The sequence below is a fragment of the Shewanella fidelis ATCC BAA-318 genome, assembly GCF_000518605.1.
GTDB classification, from domain to species: Bacteria; Pseudomonadota; Gammaproteobacteria; order Enterobacterales; family Shewanellaceae; genus Shewanella; species Shewanella fidelis.
In genome coordinates, this window is sequence record NZ_JADX01000011.1 from 49,172 (window position 1) to 63,525 (window position 14,354).

Genomic DNA, 14,354 nt, shown 5'->3' on the forward strand with positions numbered 1-14,354 from the left:
ATTGAATTCCTTTTGTCAGCCTAACTAGGCCGCTATGCCTTCGTCGGTACCAATTAATTGAATAAAGGCATCTTCGAGTGAGTCCTTTCCTGTCTGCTGACACAGTGCGTCTGGGCTGCCGACGGCGACAACTTGGCCTGCAGCCATAACAATCACTTGGTCGCAAAGTGCTGCTACTTCTTGCATCACATGGCTTGAAAACAGCACACAATGACCTTGGTTTTTCAAGTCACGCAAAATATCACGTAGCACTCGAGTGCTCATCACATCCAAGCCGCGAGTCGGCTCATCAAGAATGATATTGGTTGGCTGGTGCACAATGGCTTGCGCGAGTGCTGTTTTCATCCGTTGTCCCTGTGAAAAGCCTTTGCAGTGACGGTCAGCAATATCAGCAAGGTGCAATTTATCTATTACATTGTTGGTGGCAAGCTTAGCCTCTTTGCGAGATAGACCATTGAGTTCGGCAAAATAACTAATGTATTCACGCGGGGTTAAGCGTTCATACAAGCCAAATGGATCCGGGAATAACCCGAGTTGCTGCTTAGCAGCAACGGGTGACTTGGCGATATCGATACCATCGATTTCTGCAAAACCTTGATCAGGTTTTAATAGGCCAAATACAGTGCGTAAACAGGTGGTTTTACCTGCACCATTTGGGCCAAGCAAACCCGTGATTTGGCCGTTTTGTGCTGAAAAGCTTAAGTCATTCAGCGCCTGCACATCTCCGATGCGTTTTGATAAGTTTGATACTTGGATCATAGTGGTTTCCTTACTGATTCAGGGCTGTTTGTTCGTCTGACTTTGCTGCGTCATCACTTGGAATCGCCTCAACCGTGCTGGCATTGAGGTAAAAGTTGCGACGAATATCTTCAGTTAAACACTCGCCATCTAACTCAGTGACCGCACCTTGCTCGATTAACTGTGCGATTAGGTCGTTTCCGCAAGACTGATAAGCCACACCATGAGTGGCGTATGGCGCGATAAAGTGTTTGGCATTACTGAGCTTTTCCATAGCAATTTCCCCCCAGCTAGGTGGTGTAGCGGGATCTAGTTCGCCTGAAAGTAATAAGGTGGGAATATCGCTAGCGATAGGCTCACTAAAACTGGCATCTACAGCAGGCATGTTCCACACCTCACAGGATTGAGCAAAAGTTTTTAGCATTTCATGACCAAAGTAGCTTTGATTGGTTTGCTCACGTAGCTCAGGTGTGAGGCGTTGCCAATCTTCACCGCATACCACTGAGGCATGCATTCCCATGGCAATGCCGGCGTTATCCATGCTCATGGCATACAGACCTGTGATGGGTTGGAAATTACCGTTAGCGGCTTGGTGAATTGCGTGAGGAATGAGAGAGCGTGTGGCCGGTGAATACAAGGCCATGCGCAGCGCACCTTTAAATTTGCTACGAGTCATCGTTAGCTTGGTTGCTTCGCCGGTTAATGGATCGGGCACTAGGCTAATTTGCGGTGCTTGGGTCAGCTCTGCATCGACTTTATCAAGATCGGCCTTTAAGTCAGGAAACTGCTTATGACACAGTTGGTTGTTGCTGCAATCTTCAATTAATAACTCAAAAGCACGAGCTATAGCGTTGCCTATGGCGAGTACACTTTGTTGCATAGGTACAACACCATCAAGAGTGACTGTGACTAGGCTATCTGGGTAATGACGCATATAAAGTTGCGCCATACGCGTGCCATAAGACACGCCATATAAATGCAGTTTTTGGTAGCCTAAATGGGCGCGTACAGCTTCAAAATCTTTCAGTGCATTTAGGCTGCCGTATTGTGTAACGTCCGCATCAAGTTCATCTAAACATTTTTGGGTTTCTGCTCGGGTATCAAAAAGACTTTCATCAACAGCGAGCGCACTGTCAAAGGCATCACCAACACATTGCAGTTGATTAGATTGGCCGGTGCCGCGTTGATCGATAAGAATGACATCTTCGGTTTGGCGTACTTTTGTGAGCATGCGATCGAAGCCTTGGGCATTTTCAATCGCAGATTGACCCGGACCACCAGCGATCGCAAGTAGCGCTTCTTTTCTGTCACTTGGCTTAGTGGCAGGCATCACCACATAATGAATTTGGATCTGTTTACCATCTGGCTCAGCATAATTTTCTGGTACAGAGATAGCTCCGCATTGCATCTGCTCCGAAAGCCCGTCGACATAACAGGCTTGCTGTGCGCTGGCGTTATTGGTTTCGTCGGCGTGAACTGCAAGGGGGATCATGCCCATCGCCAGCAATATGGCTGCGCTGGCACGCTTATGGCGCCAAAGCACAGGTGAAATCTGTGCGCGTAGTTGAGAGTACATTCCATGAAGCATGATACTGATTCCTTTTTGCAATTTAGCGTATCTATGTTAAGTTTGTTACTGTATCGGTGTATCAATGTATTAATACAGTGACTAAAGGCTAATGTTAGAACTATTAAATGTCAACCCCAGCAGTGGCGAACCAATTTATCGACAATTGAACGAGCAGATCGTACGTTTGATTGTGGGTGGTCAGTTACAAAGTGAGCAGGTTTTGCCATCAGTACGGCAGATGGCAGAGCACTTGGCTGTAAACCCAATGACAGTGTCGCGTGCGGTGCAGCAGTTAGTTGAGCAAGGTTGGCTGGAGCGTCGCCGAGGCCAGCCTACTCGCGTGGCACAACGGCAAGCAAATGATACCAATAACAGTAGTCAGCTATTGTTGGCGCCTGTTGATGCACTCATTAAGCAAGCTCAGCAATTAGGTATGGATCTAGATGAGTTGCAACATTTATTAGGCGAACGCTGGCAGCAGTAAGCCGGATCTCATGATGTAATTAGCAACAGCAAAGGACTATTTTCGATGGAGATGAATCAAGCAGCGACACTGATATTTAATCAGGTTAGTAAACGCTTTGACCAGCAAGTGGCGCTCGATGGCTTAAGTTTACAGCTATATCCTGGCATGGTCGTGGGGTTACTGGGTCAAAATGGTGCGGGTAAATCCACTTTAATGCGCTGCGCATTAGGCATTATTGAGCCGACGGACGGTGAAGTTAGCGTATTGGGCTCGTCGGTCAGTGAGCTGAGTTCAGCACTTAAAATGCAAATTGGCTATGTGCCACAACAACCTTTTGGTTACGAGGGGTTTAGCGTAGCAAAGGCGCTTGATTTACATCGTAGCTTTTATCCTGATTGGGATATGGCATTAGAAACTGAATGGTTACAACGTTTCGATTTAGATCCCAAACAACAAGTGCAACGCCTATCTGTCGGCCAGCGACAATCGTTGGCACTGATTATGGCGATGTCATATCGCCCCAAGCTGTTGATCCTCGATGAGCCAGTCGCCAGTTTAGATCCAATCGCTCGGCGTAAATTTATGGCCGATCTGTTTGATTTAGCCCTTGAGTCAGGTTCCTGCGTGTTGTTTTCTTCTCATATCACCTCAGATCTCGAGCGTGTCGCCAGCCATTTAGCGTTAATCAAGCAAGGCAAGTTAGTGCTGTTTAAAGAAATTGACGCGCTGCGCGAACAAGTAAAACTACTGACAATAGAAGAGGGAGTGCAGTTACCAGAGGAGTTGCAACTTCTCAACCGTCAAGGAAGTAAAGTGCTGGTGGATAACTTTCAGCAAGAGTTTGCCGGCTTGATCAAGGCTGAGTCGCTTAATCTAGAGCAGTTATTTATGGAGTTGCACTCATGAACTGGGCGCATATCCTCTCAGGTGCTTGGTTAAAAGGCAGTATACGCCTGTGGTTATTCGATCTTGGTTGCGTTAGCTTTCTTGGCGTAGCGTTACTTGGCTTGATTATGGTGTTGGGCTTACCTTTTATTGAGCCTGGTGATACCCAGCAAAAAGTCGACACTTTAGTTTTGCTGATGAATATGGCGATAGGCTCAATTTGTATTGCGATTAGCTGGCAAATGAATCGGCTAGCAGCTACCGAATGGGCCAGTATCGTCCCGCAATATCGGCAAAATGTGATGTTACAAGCAGCAGCTTTGCTATTGCTGATACTGAGTGTAGCGTGTGGCTTTTATATTGCGTATGACGCGTTCGATAAAATTACCGAGTCGTTGATTAGTTTATTACTAGGTTTGAGTTTTCTATATTTTAGCTTAGCCAGAAAAAACGCCTTTCATTTATCTTTCTTTTTGTATATTTCACTGCCGATGCTGCCATATCTGGCACAAAAGCTGCCGCAAGGGGCGAGTTGGGCGCTGCTGTTATTAAATCTAATGCTGCTACTGTTAGTGAAAAACAAGTTGCAGAGATTAACTTGGAATAATAAAGCGCGCTCAGTTTACTTAAATGGTTTAGAAATGGGCTGGGTCTGGCTGCCATCACCACGTTCAATGGCGCTGCTAAACCGGATTGAACACAGCCTACATCCGGCTAATTACTTTATTGGTCCTGTATTTAGTATGCTGCTACTGTTGATGCCGTTAACAACATTACTGCTAGCTGTTATTGGTCATTATTATGCTGTACAGATCCCGGTGTTAGTTTTTTTAGTACAGTTTAACTGTATTTTATGTGGCATGTTGCACTGGAGCCGTATTCAGCGTTGGCGTGCAGTTGAGAGCTTATTTGTACTGCCGGGATTTGATGGCAAGCAAGGTATGATTAATGTTTTTATGCAGGCGCAATATCGTTTATTGGCTATTTTAGTCGTTAGCATGATGATTACTGCCAGTATTGTTAGCCTGTTAGATCAGAGCATGAGCTTGTCTCTATGGCTGCACATGGTATTAACCACGTTATTTGGTTGTGCGGCGACCTTAGGTTTAGGCTCCATGTGTCGTAACTCAATGCAGATCTCTGGGCTGATCTTTTTCATCGGTCTGTTATCCGGTTGGAGCTCTGTTGGTATCTCATCGGTTGAACAGTCACAGCAGGTTTGGGGGCTTATCGGTTGGGATCTGCTGTTTTTGAGCTTGTCGATGCTGTCGTTGTGGGGAGCAAAGCGGTGTTTATGGCGCGGGGATCTACTGAGTCGATAAGTTTAATTGCGTTCATCAGCGTGCAACTCTGTAAGATGATTAAAAATTAATCTGACTTGTTGCGTAAATAATCGTGATTATTGCGTACAGTTGTTAATTAAAAAATTCTTTTTTAATTAATATACTTAGCTTAATTACCTGCGTGTTAATTGCGGGCTACCCAGTTCTCAGGTTGGCCCTTTTTTGTGTATCAGTTAACAAAAATAGAGCAAAAACTCTTAGTGTTTAGAGATTCTTCGAGTAAACTTGCGCCAAAGCGGAACACTTGTAAGCTAAAAGGTAGCTATTTTATGTCGCTCGAGCAATACCACGTAATACGATTAATACAACAACAAAGCCAAGCACTTGGTGATGCTATTGCGCTCGAAGGATATGAAACTTTAGCGCCTTGGCACCAAGTGAGCTGGTCGCAATTCGACGTTATTACCTCGAAAATTGCACGCGTGTTGATTCAGTTTGGCATTGAGTCACAAGATCGTGCAGTGATCTTGTCGCAGAACTGCCCACAGTGGACCTGTGCGGATATTGGTTTGTTAAAAGCCAAAGCCGTTGTAGTACCTATCTACCCAACTAGTACTATTGAACAAGCCTCTTATATTGTTGATGATGCGGCGGCTAAGCTTATTTTTGTAGGCGATGCCGAGCACTACGCAATGGCGTGCGACTTAGTGAGTCAATGCGCGAGCTTAACTAAAATTGTGGTGTTCAATAAGTCTGTAGCGCTACAAGATCCACAAAACCATTTCTATCTAGATGATTTGCTTGAACAAGAAACAGATCTAGCGGCTGACGCTGAACTTGAAAAGCGTTTAGCGGCGTTTGATTTAGATGATTTGCTTACCCTAATTTATACTTCGGGCACCACTGGCGATCCAAAAGGTGTGATGCTGGATTATCGCAATATTGCGTCTATGGTTCGTCAGCACGATAACTTCTTACCATTTACACCGGGTGACGTGTCGTTAGCTTTCTTACCATTAAGCCATGTATTTGAGCGTGGTTGGAGCTTCTACGTATTATCACGTGGTGGCCATAATGTTTACTTATCTAATCCAATGGCTGTGAAAGAGGCGATTGTTCAAGTTCGTCCGCATACATTGTGTGTGGTGCCACGCTTCTTAGAGAAAGTGTACAGCGCCGTACAAGATAAAGTGATTAAAGCACCTGAGATGCGCCAGAAGATGTTTACTTGGGCCATGTCTGTTGGCCATAAACAATCTGAAGTTGGCCAAGGTCGACATAAAGCTTCTATCGGCTTGAGCTTACAATGGAAACTAGCAAATAAGCTCGTATTCAGTAAGTTAAAGCAGGTATTAGGTGGTCGTCTGAAGTTTATGCCATGTGGCGGTGCAGCACTGGATCCAAATGTAAGTGCATTTTTCCAGAGCATCGACGTGCCAGTGCTTTGTGGTTATGGCATGACTGAAACCACAGCTACCGCAACATGTAATACCTTAGCTAACCGCGTGCCTGGCTCAAATGGTCAAGCTATCCCTGAAGTGGAAATTAAGCTTGGTAAAGATAACGAAATCTTAGTTCGTGGCGATACCGTTATGCGTGGTTACTACAACCGCCCACAGGAGACTGCTGAAGCATTTGAAGATGGCTGGTTAAAGACAGGTGATGCGGGTCGTATTGATGAAAATGGTAATTTGTTTATTACCGACCGTATTAAAGAGCTAATGAAAACCTCAAACGGTAAGTATATTGCTCCGCAACGTGTAGAAGGTAAAGTTGGCTGCTGTCCATTCATCGAACAAGTCGCCATCGTTGCTGACGCACGTAACTATGTAACGGCACTGATTGTACCTGCATTCGAGTCTTTAGAAGCGTGGGCAAAAGAGAAAGGCTTAAGTTATGAATCTCAAATTGAATTGCTGCGCCACTCTCATGTAGTTGAGCATTTTGAACAACGCCTTAAAACACTACAAAGTGAGCTTGCTGGCTTTGAAAAGATTAAGAAGTTTACTTTGCTACCTGATGCATTTTCGATGGAAGCGGGCTTAATCACTCCTACCATGAAGCTTCGTCGTAAAGTGATTTACAACAAGTACGCACGTGAAATCGACAAGATGTATAGCCGTTAATATTGGCTTGAAGATATTGATAGAAAGGGATGCTTAGCATCCCTTTTTTTATGCCGTTTTTATTTGCTGCAATGTGTTGGGGTTTATGGCAGTGGAATAGTTATACCAATCAGTGAATGATAGATTGAGGGTTAAGGGCTTCTCTGTATGTCATTTATCAGTAGAATGAGCCAAGAAAAATTGAAAATAATAACAATAAGGATATTTACCTATGTCTGAAACCGCATTTCATCTAACTCTACAACCAAGGTTTTGTGAAACCGATGCCCTAGGACACATCAATAATACTGTTATCCCTGTGTGGTTTGAGGCCGCTCGTGAGCCGATTTTTAAGATATTTAACCCGGCACAAGATTTATCTAAATGGAATTTGATTGTGGCTGGATTCACTATTGGCTTCAATGCACCGACATACTTTGCTAGTGATGTAGAAGTGAAAACTTGGGTCAGCCGTATTGGTAATAGCAGCTTTGAGCTGACCCAAAGCTGCTGGCAAAACGGCAAAAAAACCGCCGAAGCGCAAACCACTATGGTGCATTACGATTACGCCAATGAAAAAAGCCAAGCTTTAACTGATGCAATCAAAGCTCAGCTTGCCTTGCTTACTGGCGAGTAACTAACTCAAAAGAGCACTTAAATGCTAGCTGCTAGGCTTTAGTTAAAAACTTTTCTACATACCAGCAGCTTGCTTCAATTTTATAATCGGCAGCTTTAGCCCACTGTAAGCCGTGGCGCACTAACTTCTCGGCTAAGCCCTTACCGCGTAGTTCTGGTGGTACATAGGTGTTACAGCTATCATCATAAAGCTCATAGGCGAGCACTGCTTGCGCGCCATCAAGGTTAATAACAAAGCGACTTTCATCGGCTAAATGAATTACCTGTGACATGTTGGACTCCTAAGCTTGTTCATAAGTTTTTAAGGCATCAATAAGCTCGGGTGTCAGGGTTGCCTTTTGACCTGTTTTGAAGTTAAACATCACTACCTGCGAGCTACCCACTGTCGTAACAGCCTGTTGGCTTTGGCTATAAACAGTGTAATGCATCATAAATCGGTCATCTTTAATATCACTAATACTTACCCCAACGGTTAAGGTATCCGGAAAGGTTACTGGGCGTTTATAGCGGGCTTGGTTTTCGCTGATCACTGGGCCAACCGAGGTGATTTTTAGCTGTTCGAGCAAATTAATTTGCTTGAAAAAGTCGATGCGTGCTGTTTCAAAGTAGCGGAAGTAAACCACATTATTAACGTGTTGTAGGGCATCCATTTCACCCCAGGCTACAACTATTTGGGTGTTAATTGGGTATTGTTCGAGAAAGTTATCCATAATGATCTCAGTTGATTGGTGATTTACATTTAAACAAGTGTTTAACTTTTGCTCAGCATAACAGTAAGTTTTGATAGCAACAAGTGAGACAAATTAGGGAAATTAATGGGCAAGTTATTAAGTGTGTTAAGCGGCATATGTGGACTCGGCTTGGCCTTCAGCGCACAAGCAGTGGTAACTAATCAGTTTATAGAGCCGCAAACTCGACAAGAGACACAGGCGTATAGGCTCATTAAAGTTATTGAGCCACAAATTCAGTTGCTTTATCAGGCATTACCGCTGCAATCAAAACTAACTGTGGTTTATGGTGCTCAAGATGGGCCGTTATTCGACCCCGAGGTTATGCAAATTCAAATTCCTTATCACTTTGTCACAGAGGTACTGAATCGCTTTAGCAAGGATGATTATCAACAAACCGGTGTGACACCAAAACAAGCAACTCAGGATGCCTTGTTGCATACGCTAGGTCATGAATATGGTCATGCTTATATTTATGCCAACGAGGTTATTGTACTTGGACGAGAAGAAGATGCTGTCGATACGTTAGCAACCTTACTATTGATAAATGCTTTTGAAGAGGGTGCTGAAATCGCCTTGAGTGCTGCAGATTTGTTTGCACTTGAAGATGAAGAGATCGACGAGTTAGTGGTTGATGATTTTAGTGATGAACATAGCCTTGATGTTCAGCGTTACCATGCAACAGTATGTTTGATTTATGGCAGTGATCCTAAGCAGTATGCAGGGTTATTAGCGGATTCCGCGCAGAGAGAAGATAGAGCTTTAATGTGCCAACAGGAGTATCAGCGTCAAAGTGATAATTGGGATAGATTAATCCGCCGCAATAGTAATTAGCAAAACCAGTAAGCTAAAACACCCATAGCAACTGTTGGTAAATTGTTAAAAAGCGTTTATTGTAAAACGCTGTTTGAATAGCAAGGACTAGCAGTTTAAATGACGGCAACAAAAATAATAAAAATGCCTAATGTAGTGATATCTATTGGCGCTGCATTTAAAGGTTTATATCAGCAAATATCGAGCTTAGGCCAAAAGCTATCATTTTTTACCTTGGCTCAATATTTATATTTCTTCGCATTTCTACTGGCGATCTCTTCAGACTCGTTTACTTGGGTGGCGGCTATTACAGTGCTGGCGTTAACTATAGAGTTATTGCCGCTGTTTGAGCGAATTTGGCATAGTTTATTAGGTAAAGCGGTGTTGTTACTGTTTTATGCTGTTGTGGCGAATTTTGCATTGAGTTGGGCGGGGGGAGTTGTTAACGAGGTTATCGGTGTGTCAGCGGAACATTTTGCATACACCCATAATCTGGCAATTTTGCTGTATATCCCAGTGTGGTTTGTATTTATTACTGCGCTGCTTATTTTAGCGGCGCAAATGCTAGTGCCCTTTTATTTTCTACTCTTTATATCGCTAAAACCTTTGGGGGTAGCGTTACCCAAGTTAACCCAAAATACTCACTTTAGAAAAACCACTTGGATCCTAAGATTAATGCTAGCGACTGGCTTACTGGTGCATTTGGTTTTATATATTGTGCCTGAGATAGAAAACGGGGCGTTGAAGAAAAACTTGTCTGCAGATGTTTCAGTCGGGATTGAGCAACCCTTGATAACCGTTAGCACAGATGTCGCTAGCGCAGAACAGGATCTTCAAGATGAATATTCGCAGACTCGCCATAAATACCAATCATCTGTAAGGAAAATGATTGCCTTATTTGCATTTGAGTTTGAAGCAGACAGTAAGTCTCGTTGTCAGAAGCAGGCTAGCTCGAAGGTGGTTGAATTGAATGACTATGAAATTGTGGAGATTTTTCGCGATGACAATCAAAAGAACGGCTTTCGTTTTGAAGTGAAAAAATGTATTTCTCCCGCCTTTCCTGCTTAATTCAACTTAACAAAAAAGGGCCTTAAGGCCCTTTTTGGAATTGACTATGAGTTAGTCGACCGTTAGTTCACTAAAGCTGCTAATGGTTTTAAAGTCGCCAGTGCGCTGATTGGTATCACGTACCATTTGCACTACGTTTAAACCTGCTTCGCTTGCGGCTTTCAGTTCTTCTAGTACATCAGATACAAATAAAATTTGCTTAGGGCTTAAGCTAATCGTATTTACGATATTGCAGTAAGCTTGTTTGAAGCGTTTGTTACCTGTGCGAGTGTCAAAGTGACCATTAAACTGTTCAGTTAAATCGCCAGCATCGCTATGGCTAAATAGCAGTTTTTGCGCTTCAACAGAGCCAGATGAGAAGCTATATACGCGCAGGCCTTGTTGCTTATAACCAGCTAATGCTTCAATAAAGTCAGGGAAGATATGGCCTTTGAACTCGCCATTGGCGTAGCCCTGTTTCCAGATCAATCCTTGTAGGGTTTTAAGTGGGGTTGCTTTGCGATCTTCCGCAATCCACTGCAGTAAGATTTCAGTCACGCGAGCAAGATCTGCATCAGGCTCAAGGGCGATATCTTGCACATCACAAATGCAGTTATCTACTAGTACATTGTGTTGGTTGGCTTCAAGAAAGCCTGCTAATTCCTTTGCTGAGTAAGGAAAAAGTACATCTTCAATAAAGTTAAGATCGGTAGTCGTACCGGCTGTATCTACGACGATGGCTCTGATACCCATAATATTTGCTCACTCCGCAATGTACATTGTACCAATCACACTGATCCAACTTGATTGGTAATTCTAATAGTCGAGATCTGTTATTGCTCAGATCCTAAGCTGAATTCCCCGTTTTGGCTAGTGTAATCGCACCTCAGTTTGTACTAAATTTTCAGTTTTTAGCTTTTGATAAAGCTTTATAAGCAATACTGGCAAAAGTTACTGAGTTATAACTTAAAAGTCAGTTTTCTATATCAGGTAGAGTCGCATTTGTTAGTTGAACTAGCGTTGTTAAGTCAAGATCTAGCTGCTAGGTTGGTAACTTAGTTTTAACATCTCAAGGAATGAATGGTGAAAAAATTAGTAATCTTAGCCTGTATGCTGCAGTTGATTAGTATTCAAGTATTGGCGGCCACAAAACTGACCGCAGAAAATACGCAGTTATTAACGGTCAATTCGAGCTTAATTGAAAAGGCAGATTTTGTGGTGACCTTGCCACCTAACTATGGCAAAAAGCCTGATAAACAATATGTGGTGCTATTCGATTTTCACCCTCGAAGTCACGCTTTACTTGCAGGCATGCATGACTGGATGAGTCATAACGGTGATTGGCCTTGGTTAGAAACGATTATCGTCACCGCGCCTGATGGCCATCAAGGATTAGGGGAATTAAAAACCTTAGCTATTGAGGAGCAAGGCAATCAACAACTATTGGATTACTTTGAGCGTGATTTGTTGCCCGCTATCGACAAACAATACCGCACTAATGGCTTTCGGATTTTAAACGGCTTTACAGGTAATGCTGGGCTAGGGCTGTATACTTTGATTAACCGTCCGAGTTTGTTTAATGCCTACTTTGTAGCAAGCCCTGTGCTCAGTAAAGATTTTGCTTATGTCATTAAGGATGCACCCAAAAAACTTGCAGCTATGCAAGGTAAGCCGCGTTTCCTATTTATGAGTACTAGCGATAGCGGCTTTGAGCAGCGCCAACTCGCATCGTTTGCTCAGATGGAAGCCATTGTTAAAGCTAATGCTAACTCCACTTTGGACTACCAGATAACGCGTTTTGATGGCAGTTACTATATGACTCAACCTGTGTTGGCAGCAGCCTACGGGATAGAAGCTTTGTTTGATGATTATCATCAAGTATTAGCGGCAGATTCAGAAATTTCAAAGCAAGGTCCGCAAGCTATTGTGGCGCATTATCAATATTTGTCTGGGCAAAAATATGGATTTAAAGTGCCAGCGACTAGCTCACTAATAAAGCTTGGCAACAGCTACCTTGAGAAAGAGCCTGCCAAGGCGGTTGAAGTATATAAAGTGGCGATTAGTGATGCTCCTAAAGCCTATACAGCTTATGACGCCGTTGCAGATGCTTATGCAAAAATGGGGGAAATTGAGTTGGCAATTAAATATCAGGCTTTGGCGCTAGATATTACCGATCACCCTTTTTATCAAAATAAGTACACTAACAAGTTGGCTAAGTATAAAGAGCAGAGCAAGCTTTAACGGCTTACTTGCTGACTCTATAGAATTTACTAACAAAAACGATAGCCTTGTGGCTATCGTTTGATGTTTTTTAAGTGCTATTACAGGTATTTCTTCTGTCGACTACTGACTTTTTTCAAGTAGTTACGGGTTTCTTCGCGGTTATGGCGATTCGTTAGAAACCAATAAAACTCGCTTACCGTCATCTTATTAATTCGCGCTAAGGCCTTGGTGCGATTGCCTCGTGGGTCTAGGCTTTTCCAGAGATTCCCCGCGCCGCCGTTATAACTTGAGATCACAGCATACTCACGTTTCTTAGGGTGGGTGATCCCCTTAAGGTAGCGGCTTGAAAGGATCTTTAAGTAACCGGTGCCTACCTCAATATTTTTAGCCGGATCATAAAGATATGCTGATGAAGGTGTGTGTTTATAGCCCTGAATGATACTGAAATAATCGCGGCCAGCGGTATTGGCCTTAATTTGCATCAAGCCTAGCGCATTGGAACGTGAGCGCGCCAATGGGTTAAACGAGCTCTCCGTTTCGATAATCGCCATGATCAAATCTGTGCTAATACCATGTTTGCGACTGGCATTGCGGGCATAGTTAATATACTTATTACCTGCAATGGTAGTGTGCTCTTTCACCATGTGGATCGCCACTTGAAAGCGCGAGTTACTGCGTTTGCTCTTACTGACTAAGTAATCGGCATAACGTGATGCACGCCATTCAAACTCAATGGCTTTCCCGTCTCTATCGAGCACTTGCCCCCAAAAAAATGGTTTTTTCTTTTTACTGATTAAGCCAAAGTCTTCAGCGGTTTGTGCATCGATAACAGTTGGATCAATTTGGGTTAATAGCACCTGCACCACAGCCTCTTTAAGCTGTGCTTTGGTGCGGGTTTCTACTAAGATCAAACCTCGTTTAAAGTCGACATAAGTGGAGGCTTGTTCAGTGTCTTTATACACCAAAACCGATGGCACGATTGGTCTTGAGTAAGAGTCTTGCCCCTGATATTCCAGTAGCAGCGCTGCAACATCGTCTTCGTAGTCGTTTAAGTCTAATGCACTACTAGCATTGGCGGAGCTTGCGAGTGTTATCGCAATTATGCTGCAGAAAATGATAACGAGTTGGCAGAGGTATTTAGACATTTATCAGAGGGTTAGAGTTGGTGTTTTTTGATTATACAATGGTTGGGTATAACCCTCATAGTTGAGGATTAATTTTTCAAACTTTGATAGAGCTATCAGGCTACGCCTGAAGTCTATAGTTAGACTTCGTCTAACAACCAAAGTCGTGGGATTCCATCCCACATTTACGGCTAATCAAGCTCCGCTTGATAAAGGTCGTGAGCTTCCAGCTCACACTCGGGCAAAAGGGGGACAACAGCTTCCCCCTCTTGCATCACCCCAGCCGCCCCTACGAAGTTGTTGATCCTCAGTCATTTTCGAAAATCGCTATCGCCTCATATTCGCCATCCCTGGCTCACCTGAGGCTATCTCGGCATCCATGCCTCGCTCACGCGATTTACTTCAATGACCTCGGCAACTTCGATGGGGAATAGGTGCTTCCTGTTGCAATGGTGGGCAGCTATTACTGCCTTTTGATATTTAAGGCACCATAGCTAAATGATTGTGCTTTTCTAACCCAGTGCAGATGCGGCTTAGGCCTTTGATGGCATGGATGCCATCGCAGAGCGGTCAGGGATGACGTAAAGCGTGCCTAAGAAGTATCTGCACATACGCCGACCGCAGGTCATTGGCTGCATCAGATGTAGAAAGTCACAACAGAGGTGATTAGATACGAAAAGCAGAAACAGTTAAGCTGCTGTGCTTAAACGGTTGAAGCCACCATAGCTAAATGATT

Annotated in this window: 14 protein-coding genes; 8 read left to right on the top strand and 6 right to left on the bottom strand. The window is 43.6% G+C overall.

Annotated elements, in window-relative coordinates:
• Positions 1–24: 24 nt before the first annotated feature.
• Together L884_RS0106175 and L884_RS21825 are read right to left on the bottom strand one after the other, a co-directional pair.
• Positions 25–759: an ABC transporter ATP-binding protein gene (locus L884_RS0106175; protein WP_028766670.1), complete on the bottom strand. Its 735-nt coding sequence runs from the start codon at positions 757–759 to the stop codon at positions 25–27.
• A 10-nt stretch (positions 760–769) separates the two neighbouring features.
• Complete coding sequence (locus tag L884_RS21825) at positions 770–2,326, bottom strand: alpha/beta hydrolase (protein ID WP_037410503.1); 1,557 nt, start codon at positions 2,324–2,326, stop codon at positions 770–772.
• Positions 2,327–2,417: 91 nt separating this feature from the next.
• Here L884_RS21825 and L884_RS0106185 point away from each other — a divergent pair, with 91 nt between their 5' ends.
• The 5 genes from L884_RS0106185 (at position 2,418) to L884_RS0106205 (ending at position 7,684) form a co-directional block, all read left to right on the top strand.
• Positions 2,418–2,792, top strand: coding sequence for a GntR family transcriptional regulator (locus tag L884_RS0106185; RefSeq protein ID WP_028766671.1), 375 nt, complete (start codon positions 2,418–2,420; stop codon positions 2,790–2,792).
• A gap of 51 nt (positions 2,793–2,843) precedes the next feature.
• Complete coding sequence (locus L884_RS0106190) at positions 2,844–3,680, top strand: ABC transporter ATP-binding protein (protein ID WP_028766672.1); 837 nt, start codon at positions 2,844–2,846, stop codon at positions 3,678–3,680.
• The gene (locus tag L884_RS0106195) at positions 3,677–4,981 is read left to right on the top strand and encodes a hypothetical protein (protein ID WP_028766673.1); all 1,305 of its coding nucleotides are present in this window, start codon (positions 3,677–3,679) and stop codon (positions 4,979–4,981) included. Before L884_RS0106190 ends, L884_RS0106195 begins: the two co-directional genes overlap by 4 nt.
• A gap of 290 nt (positions 4,982–5,271) precedes the next feature.
• The gene (locus tag L884_RS0106200; RefSeq protein WP_028766674.1) at positions 5,272–7,068 is read left to right on the top strand and encodes an AMP-dependent synthetase/ligase; all 1,797 of its coding nucleotides are present in this window, start codon (positions 5,272–5,274) and stop codon (positions 7,066–7,068) included.
• A 211-nt stretch (positions 7,069–7,279) separates the two neighbouring features.
• Positions 7,280–7,684, top strand: coding sequence for an acyl-CoA thioesterase (locus tag L884_RS0106205; protein ID WP_028766675.1), 405 nt, complete (start codon positions 7,280–7,282; stop codon positions 7,682–7,684).
• A 31-nt stretch (positions 7,685–7,715) separates the two neighbouring features.
• On the opposite strand, the gene L884_RS0106210 is transcribed toward L884_RS0106205, so the two are convergent.
• The gene (locus tag L884_RS0106210; protein WP_028766676.1) at positions 7,716–7,955 is read right to left on the bottom strand and encodes a GNAT family N-acetyltransferase; all 240 of its coding nucleotides are present in this window, start codon (positions 7,953–7,955) and stop codon (positions 7,716–7,718) included.
• A gap of 9 nt (positions 7,956–7,964) precedes the next feature.
• The gene (locus L884_RS0106215) at positions 7,965–8,393 is read right to left on the bottom strand and encodes an acyl-CoA thioesterase (protein ID WP_028766677.1); all 429 of its coding nucleotides are present in this window, start codon (positions 8,391–8,393) and stop codon (positions 7,965–7,967) included.
• 105 nt (positions 8,394–8,498) lie between these two features.
• Here L884_RS0106215 and L884_RS0106220 point away from each other — a divergent pair, with 105 nt between their 5' ends.
• Positions 8,499–9,245 carry a DUF4344 domain-containing metallopeptidase gene (locus L884_RS0106220; protein ID WP_028766678.1) on the top strand — a complete coding sequence of 249 codons (747 nt, stop codon included), beginning with the start codon at positions 8,499–8,501 and terminating at the stop codon, positions 9,243–9,245.
• A gap of 99 nt (positions 9,246–9,344) precedes the next feature.
• On the top strand, positions 9,345–10,292 hold the full coding sequence (locus tag L884_RS0106225; protein WP_028766679.1) for a hypothetical protein: 948 nt from the start codon (positions 9,345–9,347) through the stop codon (positions 10,290–10,292).
• A 51-nt stretch (positions 10,293–10,343) separates the two neighbouring features.
• Here the strand turns inward: L884_RS0106225 and mtnC are convergent, their stop codons facing one another.
• A complete protein-coding gene (gene mtnC / locus L884_RS0106230; RefSeq protein ID WP_028766680.1) occupies positions 10,344–11,024 on the bottom strand; it encodes an acireductone synthase in 681 nt (226 codons plus the stop codon).
• 327 nt (positions 11,025–11,351) lie between these two features.
• Here mtnC and L884_RS0106235 point away from each other — a divergent pair, with 327 nt between their 5' ends.
• The gene (locus tag L884_RS0106235) at positions 11,352–12,512 is read left to right on the top strand and encodes an alpha/beta hydrolase-fold protein (RefSeq protein WP_028766681.1); all 1,161 of its coding nucleotides are present in this window, start codon (positions 11,352–11,354) and stop codon (positions 12,510–12,512) included.
• Positions 12,513–12,592: 80 nt separating this feature from the next.
• Here the strand turns inward: L884_RS0106235 and L884_RS0106240 are convergent, their stop codons facing one another.
• The gene (locus tag L884_RS0106240) at positions 12,593–13,639 is read right to left on the bottom strand and encodes a murein transglycosylase domain-containing protein (protein ID WP_028766682.1); all 1,047 of its coding nucleotides are present in this window, start codon (positions 13,637–13,639) and stop codon (positions 12,593–12,595) included.
• Between the last annotated feature and the right edge of the window lie 715 nt (positions 13,640–14,354).

Excerpts from the sequence above, each read along its gene's own strand:
- L884_RS0106175 (WP_028766670.1), bottom strand. The coding sequence starts at position 759 with ATGATCCAAGTATCAAACTTATCAAAACGCATCGGAGATGTGCAGGCG.
- L884_RS21825 (WP_037410503.1), bottom strand. The coding sequence starts at position 2,326 with ATGCTTCATGGAATGTACTCTCAACTACGCGCACAGATTTCACCTGTG.
- L884_RS0106185 (WP_028766671.1), top strand. The coding sequence starts at position 2,418 with ATGTTAGAACTATTAAATGTCAACCCCAGCAGTGGCGAACCAATTTAT.
- L884_RS0106190 (WP_028766672.1), top strand. The coding sequence starts at position 2,844 with ATGAATCAAGCAGCGACACTGATATTTAATCAGGTTAGTAAACGCTTT.
- L884_RS0106195 (WP_028766673.1), top strand. The coding sequence starts at position 3,677 with ATGAACTGGGCGCATATCCTCTCAGGTGCTTGGTTAAAAGGCAGTATA.
- L884_RS0106200 (WP_028766674.1), top strand. The coding sequence starts at position 5,272 with ATGTCGCTCGAGCAATACCACGTAATACGATTAATACAACAACAAAGC.
- L884_RS0106205 (WP_028766675.1), top strand. The coding sequence starts at position 7,280 with ATGTCTGAAACCGCATTTCATCTAACTCTACAACCAAGGTTTTGTGAA.
- L884_RS0106210 (WP_028766676.1), bottom strand. The coding sequence starts at position 7,955 with ATGTCACAGGTAATTCATTTAGCCGATGAAAGTCGCTTTGTTATTAAC.
- L884_RS0106215 (WP_028766677.1), bottom strand. The coding sequence starts at position 8,393 with ATGGATAACTTTCTCGAACAATACCCAATTAACACCCAAATAGTTGTA.
- L884_RS0106220 (WP_028766678.1), top strand. The coding sequence starts at position 8,499 with ATGGGCAAGTTATTAAGTGTGTTAAGCGGCATATGTGGACTCGGCTTG.
- L884_RS0106225 (WP_028766679.1), top strand. The coding sequence starts at position 9,345 with ATGACGGCAACAAAAATAATAAAAATGCCTAATGTAGTGATATCTATT.
- mtnC (WP_028766680.1), bottom strand. The coding sequence starts at position 11,024 with ATGGGTATCAGAGCCATCGTCGTAGATACAGCCGGTACGACTACCGAT.
- L884_RS0106235 (WP_028766681.1), top strand. The coding sequence starts at position 11,352 with ATGGTGAAAAAATTAGTAATCTTAGCCTGTATGCTGCAGTTGATTAGT.
- L884_RS0106240 (WP_028766682.1), bottom strand. The coding sequence starts at position 13,639 with ATGTCTAAATACCTCTGCCAACTCGTTATCATTTTCTGCAGCATAATT.